Annotated in this window: 26 protein-coding genes; 14 read left to right on the top strand and 12 right to left on the bottom strand. The window is 59.3% G+C overall.

What is annotated here, in order from left to right:
• Positions 1–74 precede the first annotated feature (74 nt).
• From AC0ZWN_RS02935 to AC0ZWN_RS02925, 3 genes are all read left to right on the top strand, one after another.
• A complete protein-coding gene (locus AC0ZWN_RS02935) occupies positions 75–1,496 on the top strand; it encodes an MltF family protein (protein WP_476333989.1) in 1,422 nt (473 codons plus the stop codon).
• 112 nt (positions 1,497–1,608) lie between these two features.
• A complete protein-coding gene (locus AC0ZWN_RS02930; RefSeq protein WP_476333988.1) occupies positions 1,609–2,043 on the top strand; it encodes a DoxX family protein in 435 nt (144 codons plus the stop codon).
• Positions 2,044–2,291: 248 nt separating this feature from the next.
• Positions 2,292–2,600: a class I SAM-dependent methyltransferase gene (locus AC0ZWN_RS02925; RefSeq protein ID WP_476333986.1), complete on the top strand. Its 309-nt coding sequence runs from the start codon at positions 2,292–2,294 to the stop codon at positions 2,598–2,600.
• Positions 2,601–2,606: 6 nt separating this feature from the next.
• Here AC0ZWN_RS02925 and greB read toward each other — a convergent pair whose 3' ends face one another.
• From greB to AC0ZWN_RS02910, 3 genes are read right to left on the bottom strand one after another with little or no spacing between them, the layout of a single operon-like run.
• Complete coding sequence (greB, locus tag AC0ZWN_RS02920) at positions 2,607–3,104, bottom strand: transcription elongation factor GreB (protein ID WP_186620585.1); 498 nt, start codon at positions 3,102–3,104, stop codon at positions 2,607–2,609.
• A gap of 34 nt (positions 3,105–3,138) precedes the next feature.
• Positions 3,139–5,643, bottom strand: coding sequence for an ABC transporter permease (locus AC0ZWN_RS02915; protein ID WP_476333985.1), 2,505 nt, complete (start codon positions 5,641–5,643; stop codon positions 3,139–3,141).
• Entirely contained in the window at positions 5,643–6,326 is a 684-nt protein-coding gene (locus tag AC0ZWN_RS02910) for an ABC transporter ATP-binding protein (RefSeq protein ID WP_007908572.1), read from the bottom strand. Before AC0ZWN_RS02910 ends, AC0ZWN_RS02915 begins: the two co-directional genes overlap by 1 nt.
• Positions 6,327–6,336: 10 nt before the next feature.
• On the opposite strand from AC0ZWN_RS02910, the gene AC0ZWN_RS02905 reads away from it, so the two are divergent.
• From AC0ZWN_RS02905 to AC0ZWN_RS02895, 3 genes are all read left to right on the top strand, one after another.
• Positions 6,337–6,942, top strand: coding sequence for an arylesterase (locus tag AC0ZWN_RS02905; RefSeq protein ID WP_016985507.1), 606 nt, complete (start codon positions 6,337–6,339; stop codon positions 6,940–6,942).
• 57 nt (positions 6,943–6,999) lie between these two features.
• Positions 7,000–7,293, top strand: a complete 294-nt coding sequence (locus tag AC0ZWN_RS02900) for a hypothetical protein (RefSeq protein WP_007908575.1) — start codon at positions 7,000–7,002, stop codon at positions 7,291–7,293.
• Positions 7,294–7,473: 180 nt separating this feature from the next.
• Entirely contained in the window at positions 7,474–8,445 is a 972-nt protein-coding gene (locus tag AC0ZWN_RS02895) for a L,D-transpeptidase family protein (RefSeq protein WP_460091797.1), read from the top strand.
• Between the two features lie 126 nt (positions 8,446–8,571).
• Here the strand turns inward: AC0ZWN_RS02895 and oprI are convergent, their stop codons facing one another.
• Complete coding sequence (gene oprI, locus AC0ZWN_RS02890) at positions 8,572–8,823, bottom strand: outer membrane lipoprotei OprI (protein ID WP_003199355.1); 252 nt, start codon at positions 8,821–8,823, stop codon at positions 8,572–8,574.
• A gap of 638 nt (positions 8,824–9,461) precedes the next feature.
• Between oprI and AC0ZWN_RS02885 the strand changes: the two genes are divergently transcribed.
• Complete coding sequence (locus tag AC0ZWN_RS02885) at positions 9,462–9,743, top strand: GNAT family N-acetyltransferase (RefSeq protein WP_003226804.1); 282 nt, start codon at positions 9,462–9,464, stop codon at positions 9,741–9,743.
• A gap of 60 nt (positions 9,744–9,803) precedes the next feature.
• On the opposite strand, the gene AC0ZWN_RS02880 is transcribed toward AC0ZWN_RS02885, so the two are convergent.
• Together AC0ZWN_RS02880 and AC0ZWN_RS02875 are read right to left on the bottom strand one after the other, a co-directional pair.
• Positions 9,804–10,880, bottom strand: coding sequence for a 3-deoxy-7-phosphoheptulonate synthase (locus tag AC0ZWN_RS02880; protein WP_007908583.1), 1,077 nt, complete (start codon positions 10,878–10,880; stop codon positions 9,804–9,806).
• A 130-nt stretch (positions 10,881–11,010) separates the two neighbouring features.
• The gene (locus AC0ZWN_RS02875; RefSeq protein ID WP_093435182.1) at positions 11,011–11,454 is read right to left on the bottom strand and encodes a PilZ domain-containing protein; all 444 of its coding nucleotides are present in this window, start codon (positions 11,452–11,454) and stop codon (positions 11,011–11,013) included.
• Between AC0ZWN_RS02875 and AC0ZWN_RS02870 the strand changes: the two genes are divergently transcribed.
• From AC0ZWN_RS02870 to cysB, 5 genes are all read left to right on the top strand, one after another.
• On the top strand, positions 11,453–11,839 hold the full coding sequence (locus tag AC0ZWN_RS02870; protein WP_093435180.1) for a thioredoxin family protein: 387 nt from the start codon (positions 11,453–11,455) through the stop codon (positions 11,837–11,839). The two genes, AC0ZWN_RS02875 and AC0ZWN_RS02870, sit on opposite strands and share 2 nt — an antisense overlap.
• Positions 11,836–12,792 (top strand): putative 2-dehydropantoate 2-reductase, encoded by a 957-nt coding sequence (locus AC0ZWN_RS02865; protein WP_476333981.1) that lies wholly within the window; start codon positions 11,836–11,838, stop codon positions 12,790–12,792. Before AC0ZWN_RS02870 ends, AC0ZWN_RS02865 begins: the two co-directional genes overlap by 4 nt.
• A gap of 32 nt (positions 12,793–12,824) precedes the next feature.
• Positions 12,825–13,730, top strand: a complete 906-nt coding sequence (locus AC0ZWN_RS02860; protein WP_093435175.1) for a 5'-nucleotidase — start codon at positions 12,825–12,827, stop codon at positions 13,728–13,730.
• A gap of 97 nt (positions 13,731–13,827) precedes the next feature.
• Entirely contained in the window at positions 13,828–14,331 is a 504-nt protein-coding gene (locus AC0ZWN_RS02855) for a universal stress protein (RefSeq protein WP_016985500.1), read from the top strand.
• Positions 14,332–14,444: 113 nt separating this feature from the next.
• Positions 14,445–15,419: an HTH-type transcriptional regulator CysB gene (gene cysB / locus AC0ZWN_RS02850; protein ID WP_003183769.1), complete on the top strand. Its 975-nt coding sequence runs from the start codon at positions 14,445–14,447 to the stop codon at positions 15,417–15,419.
• A 9-nt stretch (positions 15,420–15,428) separates the two neighbouring features.
• Here cysB and AC0ZWN_RS02845 read toward each other — a convergent pair whose 3' ends face one another.
• Positions 15,429–15,911 (bottom strand): GreA/GreB family elongation factor, encoded by a 483-nt coding sequence (locus AC0ZWN_RS02845; protein ID WP_034155245.1) that lies wholly within the window; start codon positions 15,909–15,911, stop codon positions 15,429–15,431.
• A 2-nt stretch (positions 15,912–15,913) separates the two neighbouring features.
• Positions 15,914–16,321 carry a hypothetical protein gene (locus AC0ZWN_RS02840; protein WP_476333980.1) on the bottom strand — a complete coding sequence of 136 codons (408 nt, stop codon included), beginning with the start codon at positions 16,319–16,321 and terminating at the stop codon, positions 15,914–15,916.
• 124 nt (positions 16,322–16,445) lie between these two features.
• Between AC0ZWN_RS02840 and earP the strand changes: the two genes are divergently transcribed.
• Complete coding sequence (gene earP, locus AC0ZWN_RS02835; protein ID WP_476333978.1) at positions 16,446–17,588, top strand: elongation factor P maturation arginine rhamnosyltransferase EarP; 1,143 nt, start codon at positions 16,446–16,448, stop codon at positions 17,586–17,588.
• Positions 17,589–17,636: 48 nt separating this feature from the next.
• Complete coding sequence (locus tag AC0ZWN_RS02830) at positions 17,637–18,206, top strand: elongation factor P (protein WP_007908599.1); 570 nt, start codon at positions 17,637–17,639, stop codon at positions 18,204–18,206.
• Positions 18,207–18,328: 122 nt separating this feature from the next.
• On the opposite strand, the gene AC0ZWN_RS02825 is transcribed toward AC0ZWN_RS02830, so the two are convergent.
• The 4 genes from AC0ZWN_RS02825 to AC0ZWN_RS02810 form a co-directional block, all read right to left on the bottom strand.
• Complete coding sequence (locus AC0ZWN_RS02825) at positions 18,329–19,339, bottom strand: alpha/beta hydrolase (RefSeq protein ID WP_476333976.1); 1,011 nt, start codon at positions 19,337–19,339, stop codon at positions 18,329–18,331.
• 34 nt (positions 19,340–19,373) lie between these two features.
• Positions 19,374–19,793, bottom strand: coding sequence for an organic hydroperoxide resistance protein (locus AC0ZWN_RS02820; protein ID WP_016985496.1), 420 nt, complete (start codon positions 19,791–19,793; stop codon positions 19,374–19,376).
• A 326-nt stretch (positions 19,794–20,119) separates the two neighbouring features.
• Complete coding sequence (locus tag AC0ZWN_RS02815; RefSeq protein WP_176471266.1) at positions 20,120–20,575, bottom strand: MarR family winged helix-turn-helix transcriptional regulator; 456 nt, start codon at positions 20,573–20,575, stop codon at positions 20,120–20,122.
• Positions 20,576–20,647: 72 nt separating this feature from the next.
• Positions 20,648–21,604 (bottom strand): LysR family transcriptional regulator, encoded by a 957-nt coding sequence (locus AC0ZWN_RS02810; RefSeq protein WP_476333974.1) that lies wholly within the window; start codon positions 21,602–21,604, stop codon positions 20,648–20,650.
• Positions 21,605–21,618 lie beyond the last annotated feature (14 nt).

Genomic DNA, 21,618 nt, shown 5'->3' with positions numbered 1-21,618 from the left:
CATGGCGCTCTGTTTTCGTCGGTGATTTCGACGTTTTAACGATGAAATCGCCCCGTATTCTTTCCGGAGAGTGGATGGTTCGTCCCTCGGTTTTGCTCCTGTTGTGTGGCTCGCTGCTACTGCCGATGACGGCGGTCGCGCGCCTGCCCGGGCCACTGCAAGCCGTGCCGGCGGCCAAGGTGCGTGACTTGTCCGAGATTCGCAGCAGCCGCGTGTTGCGCGTACTGGTCAATCAGAGCCGCAACAGCTCCGGCGAAGTCCAGGGCCAGGCCATCGGCGTCGAATACCATCGCCTGCGCGCCTTCGAGCAATACCTCAATGGCCACGCCCGCGATGGTCAGGAAGTCACCCTCAAGATCATTCCCAAAGCCAAGGATCAACTGCTCGGCGCCTTGCAACGTGGCGAAGGTGATCTGGTTGCGCCGGGCGAATTGCTCGATCTGCAACCGGGCTATGCCGTAGCCAGTAGCGAACCGATTGCCAGCAATGTGCCGCTGGTGCTGGTCGGGATCAAGGGCGAGCGGCGCTACACCAAGGTCGAACAGCTTTCCGGCAAAACCCTGGCGTTGCCCACCGGCAGTGCGGCGGGGGAGGCGGTCAGTCAGCTCAATCAGAAACTGGCGTTGCACAAATTGGCGCCGATCAAGATCGAATGGGTTGATCCGTCCCTGGCGGTCGAAGATGTGCTGGAGATGGTTCAGGGTGGCATTTTCCACCTGACCATCGTCGAGCAACCCATCGCCGAGCGCTGGGGCAAGATCTTGCCGAAGCTGCGTTTTGACCGGCAACTGATAATCAGCGAGCCGGGCGAGGAGTACTGGTTCGTACGCCGCGACGCCTCGATGTTACGCGCGAGCATCGATCGCTTTCTCGGCGGTTACAAGAAACCGTCCAACGAAGATGCGGCGTTTCTGCGCATCTATCGTCGTCTCTATCAAGTCCACTATCCCTTGGCCAAGGCTGATCGCCAGCGCCTGGAAAAACTGCGCCCCACCCTGCAAAAGCATGCCGACGCGCAGAACATGGACTGGCTGAATCTGGCCGCACTGGCGTTTAAGGAGTCACGCCTGCAACCCAATGCCCGCAGCGGCAGTGGTCCGACCGGGCTGATGCAGATCACCCCGTCCGCCGCTCAGCGAGTCGGCGTGAACAACATTCAGAATCTCGATGCGAATGTGCAGGCCGGGGCCAAGTACCTGGCGATGATCCGCCGCAAGTTCTTCAACAGTCCCAAGCTCAATGAACGTGAACGCATGGCTTTCACGTTGGCGGCCTACAACATCGGCCCAGAGCGCGTGCAGGGCATGCGCGCTGAAGCCCGGCGGCGTGGACTGAACCCCAATCAGTGGTTCTTCCAGGTCGAACGCATTGCCATGGAGCAGGTAGGAATGGGGCCGGTCAGCTATGTTAATAGCGTGAACAAGTACTACTTGGCGTTCGACCGGGAGCGGGAGTCGTTGGAGCCCGGGGGGCAAAAAGTCGTCTCACGGAAATGATCTAATAAACTGATTGTTATGGCGGAATATTTGCGCTTTTAACATGAATTTTATTGATTAATATAGCGGCCAACCAACACACATAACTTCTCGCAAAAACAAGGAACGCCCCATGAGCTCTCTGATCAACAAAGTACTGTTCACCCGCGCTGGCTACGGTCTGACCATCCTGCGCATTGCTGTCGGCGTAATCTTTGCGGCTCACGGTTCGCAAAAACTTTTCGGTCTGTTTGGTGGTTACGGTTTGGCGGGCACCGCGCAGTACATGGACAGCATCGGTCTGCACCCGGGCTACCTGATGGCCACATTGGCGGGCGGTACCGAATTCTTCGCTGGCCTGGCGTTGATCATTGGCCTGCTGGTGCGTCCGGCAGCATTGGGTCTGACCTTTCTTTCGCTGGTGGCGATCTTCACCGTTCACATCAGCAACGGTCTGTTTATGGCCAACAACGGTTACGAGTTCGCCCTGGCTCTGCTCGGTGGCAGCCTCGCCGTCCTGATCGAAGGCGCCGGCAAGCTCTCGGTGGACCGCTCCATCGCCGGTTAAGCGCTCTGGCTCAAGGAACAGGCCCGCATTGTGCGGGCCTTTTTTGTTGCGGCTGATTCTTGACACTGATCGGTCACGTTCTCTAGGATGTTGCCCATGCGCCGATTTAAACAGCTACTTGCGGGGCGCCAGGTGACTTCAACGGTTGCCGTCAGAAGCCGGAACAGGGCTTCGAAATACCGCTAAAGCGCTGGTTCGGTGTTGCCTCTCACCTGCCATGCAGACTTTTGAGGCAGAGACACGACACGATGAATGCACTACGCCCTCCAGCACGTCCCGCACCGATCACGGCGCATATCACCCAGCGCAACCCGAAAATCCTCCTTGGCGGCAAACATCAGCCAACGCTGCTGCGTTATCTCGATGGCTGGCCACGGCGCAGCGGCGGTCCTGCCGCGTTCCTGATCCAGTTCGTTGAAGACGGCGAGTCGCTGTCACGTTTTGCCAATGACAGTTTTGATCTCGCGGTGATTCAGACACCGAGCGCTGAAGATGCGCCGGAGATGATCAAGCAACTGGTCCGTGTTGCGCGGCAGGGCCTGATCACCCGCCGCTGATTCGCTTTACGGATAGTCGATGGCGACGATGTAAACGAACTGCTCGCCGGTCGGCGTCTGCACCCGGACTTCTGCATCCAGCGCCTTGCCGATCAAGGCGCGGGCCAGTGGCGAGTCGATGCTGATCAGGCCCAGTTTCAGATCCAGTTCATCGGGGCCGACGATGCGGTAGCGCGATTGCTTGCCTTCTTCGTCTTCGATGGTCACCCAGGCGCCGAAGTAGACCTTGTTCGGATCGCTGGGTTTTTCACTGACGACTTTCAACGCTTCCAGACGTTTGGTCAGAAAGCGCACGCGACTGTCGATCTCGCGCAGCATTTTCTTGCCGTAGGTGTACTCGGCGTTCTCCGAGCGATCGCCTTGAGCCGCGGCCTCGCTGACCGATTGCGTCACTTGCGGGCGGCGCACATGCCACAACTCATGGAATTCGGCGCGCATCCGCGCTTCACCTTCAGGGGTGATCAGCGCGGTGCCGGCGGTGCGGGGAGGGCGATAACGGCTCATGGCAACTTCTTTTGATTAAGACCGCTTGAGTCTATCAACCCTCACGTAACACTGTCAGTGGACTTGCATTGAGTGCCCGGCGCGTACCGAACACGCCGGCGCCACCAATCAACGCCGCGCCAATCAATGGCAGCACCAGCAACCACGGATGCGGGTGCCACGGCAGATCGAACGCGTAGCGATACAACACCAGACTCACCACTTCCGAGCCGATCGCGGCGAGCAAGCCGCTGACCGCACCGAGCAAGCCGAATTCGATGCGCCGCGCCTTGATCAGCAACTGCCGTTCCGCGCCCAATGCACGCAACAGCGCACCTTGGCGGATACGTTCATCCAGCGTTGCCTGCAAACCGGAAAACAGCACGGCCATACCCGCTGCCAACACAAACAACAGCACATATTCGACCGCCAAAGTGACTTGGGCGAGGATGCTGCGCAGCTGTTCGAGTAGCGCCTCGACCTGAAGAATGGTCACCGCCGGGAATGCGCGCGACAGTTCGACGATCTGCTGATCATGACCGGGGGCCAGATAGAAGCTGGTCAGATAAGTCGCCGGCAGATCCTTCAACGTACCAGGCTGGAAGATCATGAAGAAGTTCGGCTGGAAATTGTCCCAGTTGATCTCGCGCAGGCTGGTGACCTTCGCTTCACGATTGACGCCGCCGACGCTGAACACCATGTGATCGCCGAGTTTGAGCTTGAGGCTTTCGGCGACTTTGCCTTCCACCGATACGCCGGGAACACCGTCGGTTGGCTGATCTTTCCACCACTCACCGGCAGTGAGCTTGTTGCCCGCCGGCAAATCCGCCGCCCAGGTCAGGCTCAAGTCGCGCTGCACAGCGCGATCGCCTGCCGAATCCTTGCTGACGATTTGCTGCACGGCTTCGCCGTTGATGCTGATCAATCGGCCGGGTACGACCGGATAAAGAGGTGCGGCTTGCGCGGACACTTTTATCAGGTGATCGGTGAAAGCCTGTTTATCTGCCGGCAGAATATTCAGGGCGAAGTAGTTCGGCGCGTTTTTCGGTAGCTGGTTTTGCCAGGTGTCGAGCAATTCGCCGCGCAGCAGGGCGATCAAGGCCATCGACAGCAGAATCAGGCCGAAGGCCAGCGACTGACCGGCCGCTGCCAACGGATGCCGCAGCAACTGGCCCAGGCCCAAGCGCCATGGCAGCGAAGCACGGGCGAGCATCCGCCGCAGGCTTTGCAGCAGCAACAACAGCAAACCGCCCAATACCAACGCGGCGACCACGCCACCGCCGAGCAGAGCGAATGTCAGCAGCAGATCGAGGCTCAGGCGCCACATGATCAGACCCAGGGCGCCTAATGCTGCGCCGTAAACCATCCAGGTGCTCGACGGAATCGGCAGCATGTCGCGGCGCAATACACGCAGCGGCGGCACACGACCCAATGCGGCCAGCGGCGGCAAGGCGAAACCGGCCAATGCGACCAGCCCGGTGCCGATCCCGGCAATGGCAGGAAACACACCGCCCGGTGGAACATCGCTTGGCAGCAAATCATGCAGCAGTGCGAACAGACCCAGTTGCGCCAGCCAGCCGAGCAGCGCACCGCTGAATGCGGCGAACAGCCCGAGTACAGTCAACTGCAGACTGAACAGCACCATGGTTTCCCGCCGCGACAGACCGAGGCAGCGCAGCAAGGCACTGGCGTCGAAACGGCGACTGGCGAATCGGTTGGCCGACAAGGCCACCGCCACTCCGGCCAACAAGACGGCGACCAGACTGGCCATATTCAAATAGCGCTCGGCCTTACCGAGTGCACCGCCGATCTGCCGGTTGCCATCGCGGGCATCCTGTATTCGCTGGTTGGCCGCAAGCCCGGGTTTGATCAGTTGTCGATAAGTTTCCAGCGCCTGCGGTTCACCGCGCCACAGCTCGCGGTAACTCACGCGGCTGCCGGGTTGCACCACGCCGGTGGCCGCGAGGTCGTCGAGGTTGATCATGACCCGCGGCGTGAGGCTGTAGAAGTTGCCGGCGCGATCCGGTTCATACGTCAGCACGCGGGCCAGTTTCAACGTCTGCATGCCGACATCGATGCTGTCGCCGATTTTCAGATCCAGTGCAGTCAGCAGGCGTGCCTCGACCCAGGCTTCGCCGGGTTGCGGCTCACCGCCGGTTTCTTCGGTGGCGAACGGCGCGGGTGCGCTCTTCAGTTCGCCGCGCAACGGATAGGCACGGTCGACGGCTTTGATACTCGACAACTGAATGCCATTGTCGGTGGCGATGACGCTAGAGAATTCCACCACTTGCGCATGCTTCAGACGCAGCTCGGTGCCACTCCTGATCTGTTCTTCACGGGCTGGCGAGCTGCCCTCCAGCACCAGATCGGCACCGAGAAATTCGGTCGCGCGCAGCATCATCGCGCCGTTGAGGCGGGCGCCGAAATAACCGATGGCGGTACTCGCCGCCACCGCCACCACCAGCGCGAAGAACAACACGCGCAATTCCCCGGCGCGGGCATCGCGCATGAGTTGGCGTATGGCAAGACTGAACAGACGCAACAGCGGCAAACGTGCCATCAAGGCTCCAGAGGGGCGACCAACAGCCCGGCTTCAAGACGGATCAGGCGCCGGCAGCGATGGGCCAGGCGTTCGTCGTGTGTCACCAGCACCAGGGTGGTGCCGCGTTCCTTGTTCAATTCGAAGAGCAAGTCGCTGATGCGCTCGCCAGTGTGGCTGTCGAGGTTGCCGGTCGGTTCATCGGCGAACAGCACGTCAGGCTCGGCTGCGAAGGCGCGGGCAATGGCCACACGTTGCTGCTCGCCACCGGAGAGCTGGCGCGGCGAGTGCGTCAGGCGCTGGCCGAGACCGACGCGCTGGAGCAATTCGGTGGCCCGTTCACGCGCATCTTTGCGGCCGTCGAGTTCCAGCGGCAGCATGACGTTTTCCAGTGCGTTGAGGCTATCGAGCAACTGAAAGGACTGGAAGACGAAGCCGACATGCTCGGCACGAATGCGTGCACGCTGGTCTTCGTCGAGATTGCTCAGGCCCTGGCCGGCGAGGATGACTTCGCCGCTGCTCGGCAAGTCGAGGCCGGCGAGCAGGCCGAGGAGGGTGGATTTGCCCGAACCGGACGCGCCGACGATGGCGAGGCTGTCGCCCTTGTTCAGTTCCAGGCTGAGTTCGTGCAGGATAGTCAGTTCACCTTCCGCGCTGGGAACCACTTTGCTGAGGTTCTTCGCGGTGAGAATGCTTGCGCCCATGGAGAATCCGATGCGTGTGTGGTTTTTGAGTGCTGGCCTGGCCTTGATGTGCATGGCCCAGAACGCAGCGGCGGGTACTGTCCTGATCGTTGGCGATAGTATCAGCGCCGGTTTCGGACTGGATACCCGCTTGGGATGGGTGTCGTTGCTCGAACAACGGCTCAAACAGGAGGGTTTCGACGACAAAGTGGTCAACGCCTCCATCAGCGGCGACACCAGCGCCGGAGGTCAGGCACGGCTGCCGGCGCTGCTTGCAGAGCATAAGCCTGAGCTGGTGATCCTCGAACTGGGCGGCAATGATGGCTTGCGTGGAATGCCGCCAACTCAATTGCAACAAAATCTTGCCTCGATGATCGACAGCTCGCGTCAGAGCGGGGCCAAGGTGCTGCTGCTCGGCATGCAACTGCCGCCCAATTACGGCAAGCGTTACACCGATGCCTTCGCCGAGGTCTACGGCAAACTCGCCGACGATAAAAAGATCCCCCTGGTGCCGTTTTTCCTCGACGGCGTCGGTGGCCATCCGGACCTGATGCAGGCCGATGGTCTGCACCCGGCAGCCGGGGCTCAGGGCAAGTTGCTGGAAAATGTCTGGCCGACGCTAAAACCGCTGTTATGAGGCTTTTCTAAGGACAGGCTTTCGGCTAATGTGGCGCCCCCTTATCTGGAGCCCCCGATGTCGCGTTCTGCCTGGTCCCTGTTTGCCTACCAACTGATCGAGCCTGACGAACAGCTGGATCTGTTCGCCTGCCAGGAAGTGCGGGTGCATCTGGTGACCCGTCAACTCGAACTCGGTGGTTCGGCTGATCGCACCCTGTGCGGCAGCTTGCTGCCGGCGCAACCGCGCTGGTCGAGCGTCGATCGCCGGGTGTTTCAGGATCAGCGCCTGTGCTCGCTGTGCCGGGCGATTCTGGAATCGCAGAAGCGCGGCACCTCGCCGATCTGGCCAGAGCTGCGTTTCGAGCTTTAAGAGCAAAAGATCGCAGCCTGCGGCAGCTCCTACATGGGTTCGCGTAATCCTGTAGGAGCTGCCGAAGGCTGCGATCTTTTCGCATTCAGCACGGTCCATCGGCGTGGCTCCCCGAATATTCAAAGTGCGGTGTACAATCGCGCTCTTATACCCTTGTTGATCATGCGAAGGATTTTCCGGATGTTGCCGCGCTTTCCTGCCGTCACCCGCTGCCTGTCACTTGCCGCCCTGTGTGTGGCCGGTCCCGTTGCTGCATTGGAGTTTCCCCTGCCACCACCCGGTGAAGACATCATCGGTCAGGTGCAGGTGATCAAAGCCAAGTACGAAGACACCTTCGCCGATCTGGGCACGAAGTACGATCTGGGCTACTCGGAGATGGTCGCGGCCAACCCGGGCGTCGATGCCTGGTTGCCGGGTGCCGGCACTGAAATCGTCCTGCCGACCCGCTTCATTCTGCCGCCGGGCCCGCGCGAAGGCATCGTTATCAACCTTGCCGAATACCGCCTCTACTACTTCCCGAAAGGCCGCAACGTGGTGTACACGTTCCCGCTGGGTATCGGTCGCGAGGGTTGGGGCTCGCCAATCGCACACACCTCGATCATCGCCAAAACGCCAAACCCGACCTGGACGCCTCCAGCGTCGATCAAGGCTGAACACGCCGCAGACGGTGATCCGCTGCCAAACGTAGTGCCGGCCGGCCCAGACAACCCGTTGGGCCCTTTCAAGTTCACCCTGGGTACGCCGGGTTACCTGATCCACGGTTCGAACAAAAAATTCGGTATCGGCATGCGCACCAGTCACGGCTGCTTCCGCATGTTCAACAATAACGTGCTGGAAATGGCCAGCATGGTGCCGGTAGGCACGTCGGTGCGTATCCTCAACGATGCCTACAAGTTCGGCAGCAGTGGCGGCAAGGTTTATCTGGAAGCGCACACGCCGATCGACGACAAGGGCAACCCGTCGGTGGTCGACAAGCACACTGCGGTGATCAACGCGATGCTCAAGCGTGAAGACGTCACCAGCAACCTGCGCGTGAACTGGGATGTGGTGCGTGATGTGGTCGCGGCCGAAGATGGCCTGCCAACGGAAATCGGCACGCCGAGTGCCTCGGCCCCGATGGTTTCGAGTACACCGATCGACTTGCAGCAGTAAGTCGAGGTTAAAGGCCCGCCGATGCGTACAGCGCCGGCGGTTTTTTTAATGCCCGGGCAAAAGCATCGGGCACAAAAAAGCCGACCCGAAAAATCGGGTCGGCTCGATAACAACCCCGAAGGATTATTACTTGCGGCTAGCTTTGTCCAGCATGCGCAGAGCACGCTCGTTAGCTTCGTCAGCAGTCTGTTGTGCTTTTTGAGCAGCAGCCAGAGCTTCATCAGCTTTACGGTAAGCTTCGTCTGCACGAGCCTGGGAGCGAGCAGCTGCGTCTTCAGTAGCGGTCAGACGTGCTTCGGTTTCTTTCGATGCGCTGCTGCAACCGGTAGCCAGAACTGCGGCCAGAGCCAGAGCAGAGAATTTCAGAACGTTGTTCATCGTGTTCCCCTTCAAGGACTTTCAATTAAGTGGCTGTCTCCTCACGATTGAGGAAATAGCCGGCGTACATACTACCCATTACTTGTAGTAAGTAAACTGACGTGAGGCAAGAAGCAAAAAAAATTGTAGGCGTTGATTCTTTTTCGAGCAACTTTTAACTGCGCTGTTTAAAAAATATACAGCTGCAAGCCCCGAGCTGAGCGAGTTAATGCGAAAAAGTTCCCGTTGCCACGTGCTGTTTTTGCAGTCTTGGCTAAAGTCTTTCTAGATGAATACGTCGACACTTTTGTTCCGAATTTGCGTGCTGCTTCGCTTATCTTTGTCCATGTTGAGGTGACTTTAAAAAAGGCTGCACGTCTTAAGTCTCAACATCCGGCAATGTTCAGGTGACCGGTTTGGCAAGATCTTCTTCCAGGCCCACCCTGCGTCCATCGGAGCAACCCCCGTCAACCCGCTTGATGACGAGCGTACCTTGAGCATTTTTGCCAATGGTGCCTACTATTTATCAGGTGCCAGGTTGCGCGAGATCGGTGTGGCTCTTCTCGGTGTCCATCAGGCACGGGGTGGCGTAGATGTTCCTTCGCCGGAAAAACATCGGTAAGGTAGGGGTCAGAATTCAAGACCCGCGAGGAGTAGTGATGAGCGAGGCGTTGTCCATCCACCATGACCAGGCTGGTCATCAGTTCGAGACCAATGTGGACGGTCATCGTGCCTACCTGACCTATATGGATCTGGGGAAACAGACCCTGGATATCTATCGCACCTTCGTGCCCAATGCCCTGCGTGGCCGCGGCATTGCCGCAGCGCTGACCGAAAGCGCGCTGCAGTACGCCGAAGAAATGGGCTACACGGTGATCCCCTCGTGCTCCTACGTCGAGCGCTACATGGAGCGTCATCAGCGCCGCGCCGCCAAGATCTGAATCGCACACACAAAAACGCCGGGCATTGCCCGGCGTTTTTTTATGCCTGTAAAACGCGTATCAGCTGCGCTGGCGTTTTGGCAGAACATCCTTGAGCTTGGCATGCATGCTGCGCAGGGTGTTCTCGGTAGCGGACCAGTCGATGCAGGCATCGGTGATCGACACGCCGTATTGCAGGTCGGCGAGGTCTTTCGGAATCGCCTGGCAGCCCCAGTTCAGGTGACTTTCGACCATCAGGCCGATGATCGACTGGTTGCCTTCGAGGATCTGGTTGGCGACGTTCTCCATCACCAGCGGTTGCAGGGCCGGATCCTTGTTGGAGTTGGCGTGGCTGCAGTCGACCATGATGTTCGGCTTGATCTTCGCTTTGTTCAGCGCCTGCTCGCACAGGGCAACGCTGACCGAATCATAGTTCGGCTTGCCATTACCCCCGCGCAGCACCACGTGACCGTAGGCATTGCCTTTGGTGGTGACGATCGACACGCCACCTTCCTGGTTGATGCCGAGGAAGCGATGCGGGCTGGAGACCGACTGCAAGGCGTTGATCGCCACAGTCAGACCGCCGTCGGTGCCGTTCTTGAAGCCGACGGCCGAGGACAGGCCGGAAGCCATCTCACGGTGAGTCTGCGATTCAGTGGTACGTGCGCCGATGGCCGACCAACTGATCAGATCCTGCAGGTACTGCGGGGAAATCGGGTCAAGGGCTTCGGTGGCGGTCGGCAGGCCTTTTTCGGCCAGATCCAGCAGCAACTGACGACCGATGTGCAGACCGTCCTGAATCTTGAACGAGTCGTCCAGGTATGGATCGTTGATCAGGCCTTTCCAGCCCACGGTGGTCCGTGGTTTCTCGAAATACACGCGCATGACCAGGTACAGGGTGTCGGAAACTTCCGCAGCCAGCACCTTGAGGCGATCGGCGTATTCGTGGGCTGCCTTGATATCGTGGATCGAGCACGGGCCGATCACTACGAACAGACGGTGGTCGGTGCCATCAAGAATGTTGCGAATGACTTCGCGGCCCTTGGTGACGGTGCGCAGGGCAGCGTCGCTCAGAGGAATATCACGCTTGAGCTGATCGGGAGTGATCAGGGTCTCGTTAGAGGCGACGTTTAGGTCGTTGATCGGTAAATCAGCCATCGTTTACTCGTCAGGTCACGGGTGCCGGCCGCCAGCGATCCCCGCGCGGCGGAGCACAGCAGATTTAAGCGCGTCGGGGAGCGGAACCTTAGCGCGTAAAGCGCCTGCTCGACAATGGGCAAAAGGTGCTTTAGTCCAGCGCTGGCTGCGCAAAAGCCTTGCGCACGCTGTCGTGGGAGAACTCGTCGGCGTGTTGCTCGACCCATTGCAGGGCCACCGCCTGAATTTCTTGCAAGTCATCGTGGGTGTCGTGCATGCGGCAGTAGCGCTCGATCTGACACACTTGCTCACCCATTCGCGCACTGAACAGCGTCTGCTCATCGGTAAACGCGATGCCCACCAGATAGCCTTTTTTGCGCCGCAGGCACCACGCCACGTAGCCCGGGTAACAAATGTCGGCATGCAGTGACGGCATGCGCACTTGCAGCGCCGTGCCATGGCGCCAGGCACGGTGGTAATTGCAAGCGATGCCGCCGAGGCTGATAGTGTGCAGCTGTTGCCTGGAAATACACTCAGGCTTGAGCAAGGTTAATTCAACCGGCACCTCGTCCGGATGAGGAATGAAACGTCCCATGAGCACAGACTCCCTGTGTCAGCCATTTGACATTGTTTCCCCCAGTATAGTGGTCGAATCCGAACTGACCGATTTCGACGCCGACCAACGGCTATTGGCGATGAGCGGCGTTTCGCTGGTGATTTTCACCAGCGTCGGCTGCGCCAGTTGCCGATATGCCCGCGAAGTGTTGCCGGCTATGGCGCTGGGGATTGATCGTCTGTGCTGGATCGATGCCGGCGACAATGGCGGGTTGGTCGAGCGCTATCAGGTCTTTCACTTACCGGCGTTGTTCGTGGTGCGCGACGGCGAGTTCTTTGGGGCATTGCACACGCGCCTGACGACCGATGCGTTGAACGCGGCGCTGGCGCAGGCACTGGGGCGAATTGCAGAGGAGTTGCCATGATGGGGGCAGTGAATAAACCGGTCGTAGGGATCATCGGCACCGGCGCAATTGGTGGTTTTTACGGCGTAATGCTCGCGCGCGCCGGTTTCGATGTGCACTTTCTGTTGCGCAGCGAGTTTTCGGCGGTGGCTGAGCGCGGTTTGCAAATCAACAGCGCGGTGCATGGCCCGCTGACGTTGCATCCGGCGCAGGCCTATTCCGCCGCCGAAGACATGCCCAAGTGCGACTGGCTGTTAGTGGGGGCGAAGACCACCAGCAACGCCGGCCTGGCTCCGTCGATCATTCAAGCGGCCAAACCGGATGCGAAAGTGCTGGTGCTGCAAAACGGTCTCGACGTCGAAGATGGCTTGCGTGAGCTGCTTCCCGATTCCCTGCACCTGTTGGGTGGCTTGTGCCTGATCTGCGTGCATCGCGAGGGGCCTGGACAAGTTACCCACCAAGCCTTGGGCGCGGTGAACGTCGGTTACCACAGTGGTCCGTCCAGCGCTGACGCTGCACGCATGGCGATCGTCGAGGAGGGGGCCGGGTTGTTCCGCGCTGCCGGAATCGATTCCCAGGCGATGGCCAATCTGCACCAGGCGCGCTGGCAGAAACTGGTGTGGAACATCCCCTACAATGGACTTTCGGTACTGCTCGGCGCCAGCACCACGCCGCTGATGGCAGACGCCGACAGCCGCATGCAGATCCAGGCGTTGATGGCCGAAGTGGTGCAGGGTGCCAAGGCCTGCGGCCAGGACATACCGCCGGGATACGCCGATTACCTGTTCATGATGACCGAGAAAATGCCCGACTACTGGCCGAGCATGTACCACGACTTTTTACATAAGCGACCGCTGGAGCTGGAGGCGATTTACGCTCGGCCACTGGCAGCGGCCAAAGCGGCGGGCTGTGAGCTGCCGCGCATCGAAGCGCTGTATCGTAATTTACGTTTTATCGACCGGCGCAACGTTTAGGTCGTTTTTTTTTGTGAGGGGCGGGGGAAGGCATGGCCAAGAACATCGATGACAAACTGGTGCTGGCGATTTCGTCGCGTGCCCTGTTCGACCTTAGCGAGAGCCACAAGGTCTACCTGTCGAGCGGTGTCGAAGCCTATCGGCAATACCAGATTGAGCATGAAGACGAAATCCTCGCACCTGGCGATGCTTTTCCGCTGGTGGAAAAACTCCTGAAACTCAACAGTCGCCTCGGCCGCGCGCGGGTCGAGGTGATTCTGGTCTCGCGCAACAGCGCCGACACCGGCCTGCGCGTATTCAACTCGATTCACCATTACGGTCTGGCGATTTCCCGCGCGGCGTTTGTTGGCGGGCGCAGTCCGTATCCGTATCTGAAAGCCTTTGGTTGCGACCTGTTTCTTTCGACCCATGCCGAAGATGTGCGCGCGGCGCTGGATGCCGGATTCGCAGCGGCGACGATTCTGTCCGGTGGTGCCAGTCGTGCGGCCAGTGACGAATTGCGCATCGCCTTCGACGGCGACGCAGTGATTTTTTCCGACGAGTCGGAACGCGTCTATCAGTCCGGCGGGCTCGAAGCGTTCCAGGCCAAGGAGCGTGAGTCGGCTCGCGAGCCGTTGCGCGGTGGGCCGTTCAAGGGCTTTCTGGCGGCGCTCAATCTGTTGCAGCGCGAGTTTCCCGATGACGATTGCCCGATCCGCACGGCGCTGGTCACTGCACGTTCGGCGCCGGCCCATGAGCGGGTGATCCGCACCTTGCGCGAGTGGGACATTCGTCTCGACGAGTCACTGTTTCTCGGTGGCCTGACCAAATCGGCGTTCCTTGAAGCCTTCGCCGCGGACGTGTTTTTCGACGATCAGGCCGGTCACTGCGAACTCGCCCGCGAAGTGGTCGCCACCGGTCACGTGCCTCACGGCATCAGCAATGAGCCGTCCATCTAAAGCCCTGTGCTTCAAGACGTTGCGCCGCACGTCGTACTCGCCAAGGCACTGCTAAGCTGAATCAAATCTCCGCCATGTTGGCACGCGAGGAGGTCATATGATTCGTTCGATGCTGTATGCCACTGACCTCGGTCTGTACGCACCGTTAGTGATGCAGCATGCCCTGGCGTTGGCGCGAACGTTCAATGCCGATTTGTATGTAGTGCACGCGGTGGAGCCGATGGGGCTGTTTGCCGAATCGGTGTTGCAGAGCTATCTCGACGAGCAGGCATTGAACGAATTTCACAGCCAGGGTCTGAAAACTGTCATTGCCAATATCGAGCAGCGGGTGCTGGACAGTTTTCGCGAAGAGCTGGGGGATGAAGGCGAACAGGATCTGCAGCGCATTCGCGCCGTGCGCGTGCTGCAGGGCGATCCGTCGCAGGTGATTCTCGACCAGGTGCAGAAACTCTCTGTCGATCTGCTGATCGTAGGCAGTCATAGCCATGGGGTGGGCGCGGAAACGCCGTTGGGGCGCACGGCGGCGCGGGTCCTGCAATTGGCCAAGGTGCCGGTTTATCTGGTGCCGTTAGTGGAGCGGCGGCGGCGGGAGGATCGCTAAGGAAGGAATAATGGCGCTTTGATAAAAAAGTTCTAGATTTATTATTCAAACCATTAATATAGTTATATACCGTCGCTGATGCCCGTGGCGTCTACCTGCTTTGAGGGATTCATATGAAGCTTCAACAATTGCGCTACATCTGGGAAGTGGCGCACCACGACCTCAACGTTTCCGCTACAGCCCAAAGCCTTTACACCTCGCAACCGGGCATCAGTAAACAAATCCGCCTGCTGGAAGACGAACTCGGTGTCGAAGTGTTTGCCCGCAGCGGCAAACACCTGACCCGCGTGACCCCGGCCGGCGAGCGCATCATCACCACCGCCGGTGAGATTCTGCGCAAGGTCGAAAGCATCAAGCAGATCGCCCAGGAATTCTCCAACGAGAAGAAAGGCACCCTGTCGATCGCCACCACCCACACCCAAGCACGTTATGCACTCCCGCCGGTGATCAGCAATTTCATCAAGCAATACCCGGACGTGGCGCTGCACATGCACCAGGGTTCGCCGATGCAGATCGCCGAAATGGCCGCTGATGGCACTGTGGATTTTGCCATCGCCACCGAAGCGCTGGAGCTGTTCGGCGATCTGGTGATGATGCCGTGCTACCGCTGGAATCGTTGCGTGGTCGTACCGCAGGGCCATCCGCTGACCAAGTTGCCAAAGCTGACCCTGGAAGCGCTGGCCGAATACCCGATCGTGACTTACGTGTTCGGTTTCACCGGCCGTTCGAAACTCGACGAAGCCTTCAGCCATCGCGGCCTGACGCCGAAAGTGGTGTTCACCGCCGCCGACGCCGACGTGATCAAGACTTACGTGCGTCTGGGGCTGGGCGTGGGCATCGTCGCTAAAATGGCAGTCGACACCAAGCTCGACAACGATCTGGTGGTGCTGGACGCCAGCGAATTGTTCGAATCGAGCGTGACCAAGATCGGTTTCCGTCGCGGCACTTTCCTGCGCGGCTTCATGTGCGACTTCATCGAGAAGTTCGCCCCGCATCTGACTCGCGAAGTCATGGCCAAAGCCATTCAGTGCCACAACAAGCAGGAACTGGAAGAGCTGTTCGACGGCGTCGAGCTACCCGTTCACTGATCAGTTGCCTCAGAGTACCTCGGTGACAGCAAACTGTTGCCGAGTGCCCGCCACCAGAATCTCCACCTCATCACCTTCGCACTTGCCCAGCAGACCTTTGCCCAGCGGCGAGCGCGGAGTGATGACGGTAATCGGCTGACCGACCACATCGACTTTCAGGCCTGCTGCATCCGGCGCCAGAAACAGCCATTGCTCGCGACCCTTTTCGTCCTCCAGGCCGAGCAGGGCACCGACTTCGATACCACGGTTTTCATCGTAGGCCCGCAGCGTCAGATTCTGGCACAACGCCAAAGACTGACGGATTTCCTCGACCCGTTTTGCTTGCCCGGCTGCCAGATACGACGCTTCCAGACCCAGCGTGTCGTACTTGTTTTCGGCGATGTTTTCTTCGTGCGTCGCGGTTTCGTAAGCGGTTTGCGCGGCGCGCTCGGCGATGTCGAGGTCGATGCGCAGTTTGTCGAGAATCAGTTGGTGGACGATGTGCTTGTTCATGATCAATCGCAGAATTGCAAAACGTTGGCGCGGCTTTTCTCGCTCGGGGCCGTCTGATCCTGTTGCAGCCAGAACTGGCACTTCGGATTGGACAGATTACGCGTGCTGCCGCGTGCCTGATCCAGACGTGCCTGTTGTTCGTTCTTGCGCAGGTTTTCTTCGTATTGCTGGAACTGCGGGCTCGGCGGAGGAATGTCCGGTTGCACCTGCACGGCCGGTGGATTGGCCAGTTGCTGCACCGCTTGCGCAACCGGTGCCAATTGCTCCTTGAGCAAAAAGTGCGACAGCAGCCAGCAGGTCAGCGCAATGGCGACAAAGCCCAGCCACATGCCCAGGGCAATGCTGCCGGTCAAATGCAGCGCGCTAAGCTGAACAGGCAACGGGCGACGCGGATTGGGGCGATAGGGCATGGCTGCCTCCTGGCGGATGATTGCGGGCAAGTGGCGATTGTCGCACGAAGATTAATCGCCGTCGGCTCTTCTGCGCGAGGTGATTTATGCGGACAATCGCAGCTTTTGCCAACGGGAGTCTTGAATGCCGCAATTGAAACCCCGCTGGGATATTTTCTGCACGGTGGTCGACAACTTTGGCGACATCGGCGTGACCTGGCGTCTGGCTCGGCAATTGGTGGCTGAGCATGGTTTGGCGGTGCGCTTGTGGGTCGATGATCTGCGCGCCTTCGAACGCATTTGCCCGGCGATCGATATCAACGCCGCACAGCAATCGCAACATGGCGTTGAAGTGCGGCACTGGCCGGCTGACTGGGTGCACACAGAGGCGGCGGATGTGGTGATCGCTGCGTTCGCCTGTCAGTTGCCCAGTGATTACATGGACGCGATGGCCACGCGAGAGCCGCCGCCCTTGTGGATGAACCTCGACTATCTCAGCGCCGAAGACTGGGTGATTGGTTGTCACGGCTTGCCGTCGGTCAAATACAAATCGGTGCAGAAGTTCTTTTTCTTTCCCGGATTCCAGCCAGGCACTGGTGGGCTGTTGCGTGAGCGCGGCTTGCTCGAGCAGCGTCGGCAGTTTCAACAGGATGCCGAAGCTCAACGGCAATTCCTGCAAGGTCTCGGGATCTATCCTGCGTCTGAAGCCCAGCTGATTTCGTTGTTTGCCTACGAGAATGCCGGGCTGGCCAGTTGGCTGGACGTTTTGGCGGCGGACGCTGCGCCGACTCACCTGTTGGTGCCGGAGGGGCGGATTCTTGGCGACGTGGCGCGCTGGCTCGGGGTGGAAGCCCTGACGGTGGGCGAGATCAATGTGCGTCAGTCATTGACCGTGCAGGTGTTGCCGTTCGTCCGTCAGGATCAATACGATCAGTTGCTCTGGTGCTGTGATTTCAACGCGGTGCGTGGTGAGGACTCGTTCGTGCGGGCGCAGTGGGCGGGGCGGCCGATGCTCTGGCACATCTATCAGCAGGATGAAGACATCCATCTGGACAAGCTTGATGCCTTCCTCGCGCTTTACACAAAAGGTCTGTCACCGGCCGCTGCCGAGGCGATGAACGGTCTGTGGCGAGCCTGGAGCGCCGGTCAGCCCATCGGTGAACACTGGCTCGAAGTCCGCAATCATTGGCCAGAACTGCAGGAAAATGCCGAAGCGTGGTGTCTGGAACAAGGCTTGCAGGCCGATCTTGCCGCAGCGCTGGTACAGTTTTACCTAAATTGGATATGATACGCGGCCTAGATTTTTGTAAATCCCATCCAAATTCGGATATTCGCAATGAAAACTGGTAAAGAACTGAAACCCGGTACCGTGATCCGTCTCGAGAACGATCCTTGGCTGGTTCAGAAAGCTGAATTCACCAAGTCGGGCCGTAACAGCGCGATCATGAAGACCAAGCTGAAAAACCTGCTGACCGGTTACAAGACCGAGATCGTTTACAGCGCTGACGACAAACTGGACGACGTAATCCTCGACCGCAAAGAAGCGACCCTGTCCTTCATCAGCGGCGACACCTACACGTTCATGGACACCACTGACTACACCATGTACGAGCTGAACGCTGAAGACATCGAAGCTGTTCTGCCTTTCGTTGAAGAAGGCATGACCGATGTTTGCGAAGCGATCTTCTTCGAAGAGCGTCTGGTTTCCGTAGAGCTGCCGACCACCATCGTGCGCGTAGTTGACTACACCGAAGGTTCGGCTCGTGGCGACACTTCCGGCAAAGTCATGAAGCCAGCCAAGCTGGCCAACGGTACTGAGCTGCAAGTTGCTGACTTCATCGAAATCGGTGACAAGATCGAAATCGATACCCGCGAAGGCGGTTCCTACAAAGGCCGTGCTAAATAAGCACCGCTTTTTACGGAAAGAAAAAGCCCGGCCATTGAGCCGGGCTTTTTTGTGCCTGCGATTTGAGCTTCACACAATCCCCTGTGGGAGCGAGCAGGCTCACTCCCACAATGGGATTGTGGTTACTTCAAGTGTTGCTTAAGTTCTTCAGATGCCTGCAACATCGCCGAACGTACTGCCGGCACCTGGCTGACCACGTTAAGCAAACCGTAATCGTGAATCATGCCGTTGTACCGCACCGACGTCACCGCTACACCGGCCTCGTCGAGTTTGCGTGCGTAGGCTTCACCCTCATCACGCAACACATCGGCGCCGGCGGTCTGCACCAGCGCGGGCGGCAGGCCCTTCAGTTGTGCCGTGGAGGCCCGCAACGGCGAGGCGTAGATCTCGTTTCGCTGCTTGGCGTCGGTGGTGTAGTTGTCCCAGAACCACTTCATCATGTTGCGCGTGAGGAAGTGCCCTTCGGCGTACTGGTTGTAGGAGCCGGTGTCGAAATTGGCGTCCGTCACAGGCCACAACAGCACCTGGAACTTGATCGCCGGCGTGCCTTTGTCTTTGGCCATCAGTGCAACCACGGCCGCCATGTTGCCGCCGACGCTGTTGCCTGCGACGGCCAGACGTTTCCCATCGACATTGATTTCTTTGCCGTGCTCGGCGACCCACTTCGTTGCCGCGTAGGCCTGGTTGATCGCCACCGGGTAATGCGCTTCCGGTGAAGGCGTGTAATTGACGAACACCGCCGCCGCTCCTGAACCGACCACCAGATCCCGCACCAGCCGCTCGTGCGTCGGGAAATCGCCCAGCACCCAGCCACCACCGTGGAAGAACATGAACACTGGCAGCTCGCCCTTGACCCCGGCCGGCCGGACGATGGTCAGGCTCAACGGTTGGCCATCGATCTGGATGGTTTTCTCGCTGACGTCCGTTTTGCGCAGCGTCAGCTTGACCCCGGACTGCGCGCCGACCAGCACGGCGCGGGCATCTTTGGGTGTCAGCTGTTCCATCGGTTTGCCGGTGCCGGCATTCAGCACATCGAGAAATGCCTGAGTGTTGTGTTCGACATCACCGGCAAATGCACTGTGGATGGACAGGGCGAGAAGGGTACCGGTCAAGACTTTGCTGAAAGTGTGCATGTTCATTTCCTGTTCGGGCCTGGGGTATCAGCAGTTAAACGGTGGTGTGCAGACGTACATCGACGTTGCCACGGGTGGCGTTGGAGTACGGGCAGACCTGGTGAGCAGCGTCGACCAGCGCTTGTGCGTCGGCTTGTTCCAGGCCAGGCAGGCTGATGTGCAGGTCGATGTCCAGACCGAAGCCACCGGGGATCTGGCCGATACCGACGTGGGCGGTGATCGAGGCATCGTCGGGGATTTTGCGTTTGGTCTGGCTGGCGACGAATTTCAGTGCGCCGATGAAGCAGGCCGAGTAGCCGGCCGCGAACAGTTGCTCTGGGTTGGTCGCCGCGCCGCCGGCACCGCCGAGTTCTTTCGGAGTGGCGAGTTTGACGTCGAGGATGTTGTCGCTGGAGATCGCACGACCATCACGGCCGCCAGTGGAGGTTGCGATTGCGGTGTAGAGAGTTTGCATGGTGTGAGCCTCATTGGGTGTGGTTTTGTGCGCTAATTGTTTGCGCGCTAAGTAAGTGCGAGGTGAATGTATCGCGCGAATATTTAGTGCGCAAGATAAATTTTTGAAAAATCTGCACTTCCACGAAGGGGCGGGTATGAGAGGGTGGCTGTAAGGCTTGAGTTAGAGCGGATTGCGCGGTAGATCAGGTGGTGAAAATATTTTGCTGTCGATGAAACCAATGTGGGAGCGAGCCTGCTCGCGAATGCGGTGTATCAGTCACCATTCATATCGACTGACACTACGCATTCGCGAGCAGGCTCGCTCCCACAGGGACTGTGTGGAGGTCAGATCAGGCTTTCTTGCAAGTGACCGCGTAGCGCCTGCAACTCTGATTGCAGCTTCTGCAGGCGTTCCAGAGAGAAGCCGCTGGCGCCGAGGATGCATTGCGGAACGGTCTGGGCTTTTTCTTTCAGCGCTCGGCCTTGCTCGGTCAGCTCGACAATCACTACCCGCTCATCCTCACGACTGCGCGTGCGGCTGAGCAACCCTTCGCCCTCCAGGCGTTTGAGCAGCGGAGTCAGCGAGCCGGGATCGGTCAGCAACCGCGAGCTGATTTCTCCGACCGTCAATCCATCCTTCTCCCACAACACCATCATCGCCAGGTACTGCGGATAGGTCAGGTTCAAGGCTTGCAGCAGCGGCTTGTAGACCTTGGTCATCATCAGCGAAGTGGAATGCAGGGCGAAGCAGGCCTGGTTATCCAGCAGCAGGTCGTCGCAGGTGTCGCGTTGGGAAGTCATGTCAAAGCCTTGTTCGGTGATGGTCATGAATCTAGCGCTCGAATCTTTAATGCGCCAGATAATTCTCCGGATCTAATGGCGGCCGAGATCCCGTTGCAGTGCCAGATCCCACGGCGGCACTGGACTGAAACGAGTTTTGAGGTATTCAAGCAACAAGCGGCTGCGCGAGTTGGTTTGCTGTTCCATGCGCAGTGCGTAGATGCCGGTGGATTCCGGGGCCGGCAGGCCGCTCTCGCAGAACAGCGGGACCAGTTCACCGCGCAGCAGGTATTCGCTCGCCAGCCAGGTCGGCAAATGCGCAATCCCTAATCCCGCCAAAGCCCCACACACCAGCGCTTCGGCATTGTTGGCGCTCATGCGGATGCGCGCCGGGCGGTGCAAGTGCATCTGGCCGTCCTGCTCGAACCGCCAGGCAAAAGGCGGGGCGAGGCCTTCCCAGTCCAGACCGTCATGTTCACCAAGTTGTGCCGGACTGCCGGGCACGCCCCGGCGTTTGAGATAGTCAGGACTGGCACAGGCTATGCGCACCATGCTCGCCAAAGGCGTGGCCACCAATCGCGTGTCAGCCATTTGCCCGGCACGCAGTACCAGATCGACCTTGCCCAGGTTCGAGCCGCCCATGTCGACGAAACTGTCGATCAAGTGCAACTGCACATCCAGCCCCGGGTAGAGGACGAGAAAGTCGGCGATCACCGGTGCCAGATGCCGTCGCCCGAACGCGGCGGGGGCGTCGATGCGAATCAAGCCTTCCGGCGCGCTGCTCAAGGACACGGCTTCGGCCCGCGCCAGTTGCAACTCGGCGACAATGCGCCGGGCACGTTCGGCAAACGCCAGACCGGCGGGTGTGGCTCTGACGGCGTGAGTGCTGCGTATAAATAACTGACTGCCGACGGCGCTTTCCAGGCTGTCGATGCGTCGCGCAACGGCCGAAGGTGTCAGCGGATGACGGCGCGAGGCGGCGGAAAAACTGCCACTCTCCAGCACATCGAGAAACAACTCTAATTGTTCAGTCAGTTGGTTGGGGTTCATAAGAATTCACGCTT

This window comes from Pseudomonas sp. 3B-A001-10F (genome assembly GCF_056313565.1).
This window is presented reverse-complemented; position numbering and strand designations above follow the sequence as displayed.

Excerpts from the sequence above, each read along its gene's own strand:
- AC0ZWN_RS02900 (WP_007908575.1), top strand. The coding sequence starts at position 7,000 with ATGTCGCGTTCTGCCTGGTCCCTGTTTGCCTACCAACTGATCGAGCCT.
- earP (WP_476333978.1), top strand. The coding sequence starts at position 16,446 with ATGCCGCAATTGAAACCCCGCTGGGATATTTTCTGCACGGTGGTCGAC.
- AC0ZWN_RS02895 (WP_460091797.1), top strand. The coding sequence starts at position 7,474 with ATGTTGCCGCGCTTTCCTGCCGTCACCCGCTGCCTGTCACTTGCCGCC.
- AC0ZWN_RS02910 (WP_007908572.1), bottom strand. The coding sequence starts at position 6,326 with ATGGGCGCAAGCATTCTCACCGCGAAGAACCTCAGCAAAGTGGTTCCC.
- AC0ZWN_RS02830 (WP_007908599.1), top strand. The coding sequence starts at position 17,637 with ATGAAAACTGGTAAAGAACTGAAACCCGGTACCGTGATCCGTCTCGAG.
- AC0ZWN_RS02810 (WP_476333974.1), bottom strand. The coding sequence starts at position 21,604 with ATGAACCCCAACCAACTGACTGAACAATTAGAGTTGTTTCTCGATGTG.
- greB (WP_186620585.1), bottom strand. The coding sequence starts at position 3,104 with ATGAGCCGTTATCGCCCTCCCCGCACCGCCGGCACCGCGCTGATCACC.
- AC0ZWN_RS02880 (WP_007908583.1), bottom strand. The coding sequence starts at position 10,880 with ATGGCTGATTTACCGATCAACGACCTAAACGTCGCCTCTAACGAGACC.
- AC0ZWN_RS02825 (WP_476333976.1), bottom strand. The coding sequence starts at position 19,339 with ATGCACACTTTCAGCAAAGTCTTGACCGGTACCCTTCTCGCCCTGTCC.
- oprI (WP_003199355.1), bottom strand. The coding sequence starts at position 8,823 with ATGAACAACGTTCTGAAATTCTCTGCTCTGGCTCTGGCCGCAGTTCTG.
- AC0ZWN_RS02930 (WP_476333988.1), top strand. The coding sequence starts at position 1,609 with ATGAGCTCTCTGATCAACAAAGTACTGTTCACCCGCGCTGGCTACGGT.
- AC0ZWN_RS02815 (WP_176471266.1), bottom strand. The coding sequence starts at position 20,575 with ATGACTTCCCAACGCGACACCTGCGACGACCTGCTGCTGGATAACCAG.
- AC0ZWN_RS02885 (WP_003226804.1), top strand. The coding sequence starts at position 9,462 with ATGAGCGAGGCGTTGTCCATCCACCATGACCAGGCTGGTCATCAGTTC.
- AC0ZWN_RS02855 (WP_016985500.1), top strand. The coding sequence starts at position 13,828 with ATGATTCGTTCGATGCTGTATGCCACTGACCTCGGTCTGTACGCACCG.
- AC0ZWN_RS02875 (WP_093435182.1), bottom strand. The coding sequence starts at position 11,454 with ATGGGACGTTTCATTCCTCATCCGGACGAGGTGCCGGTTGAATTAACC.
- AC0ZWN_RS02865 (WP_476333981.1), top strand. The coding sequence starts at position 11,836 with ATGATGGGGGCAGTGAATAAACCGGTCGTAGGGATCATCGGCACCGGC.
- cysB (WP_003183769.1), top strand. The coding sequence starts at position 14,445 with ATGAAGCTTCAACAATTGCGCTACATCTGGGAAGTGGCGCACCACGAC.
- AC0ZWN_RS02870 (WP_093435180.1), top strand. The coding sequence starts at position 11,453 with ATGAGCACAGACTCCCTGTGTCAGCCATTTGACATTGTTTCCCCCAGT.
- AC0ZWN_RS02905 (WP_016985507.1), top strand. The coding sequence starts at position 6,337 with ATGCGTGTGTGGTTTTTGAGTGCTGGCCTGGCCTTGATGTGCATGGCC.
- AC0ZWN_RS02860 (WP_093435175.1), top strand. The coding sequence starts at position 12,825 with ATGGCCAAGAACATCGATGACAAACTGGTGCTGGCGATTTCGTCGCGT.
- AC0ZWN_RS02840 (WP_476333980.1), bottom strand. The coding sequence starts at position 16,321 with ATGCCCTATCGCCCCAATCCGCGTCGCCCGTTGCCTGTTCAGCTTAGC.
- AC0ZWN_RS02935 (WP_476333989.1), top strand. The coding sequence starts at position 75 with ATGGTTCGTCCCTCGGTTTTGCTCCTGTTGTGTGGCTCGCTGCTACTG.
- AC0ZWN_RS02845 (WP_034155245.1), bottom strand. The coding sequence starts at position 15,911 with ATGAACAAGCACATCGTCCACCAACTGATTCTCGACAAACTGCGCATC.
- AC0ZWN_RS02915 (WP_476333985.1), bottom strand. The coding sequence starts at position 5,643 with ATGGCACGTTTGCCGCTGTTGCGTCTGTTCAGTCTTGCCATACGCCAA.
- AC0ZWN_RS02820 (WP_016985496.1), bottom strand. The coding sequence starts at position 19,793 with ATGCAAACTCTCTACACCGCAATCGCAACCTCCACTGGCGGCCGTGAT.
- AC0ZWN_RS02925 (WP_476333986.1), top strand. The coding sequence starts at position 2,292 with ATGAATGCACTACGCCCTCCAGCACGTCCCGCACCGATCACGGCGCAT.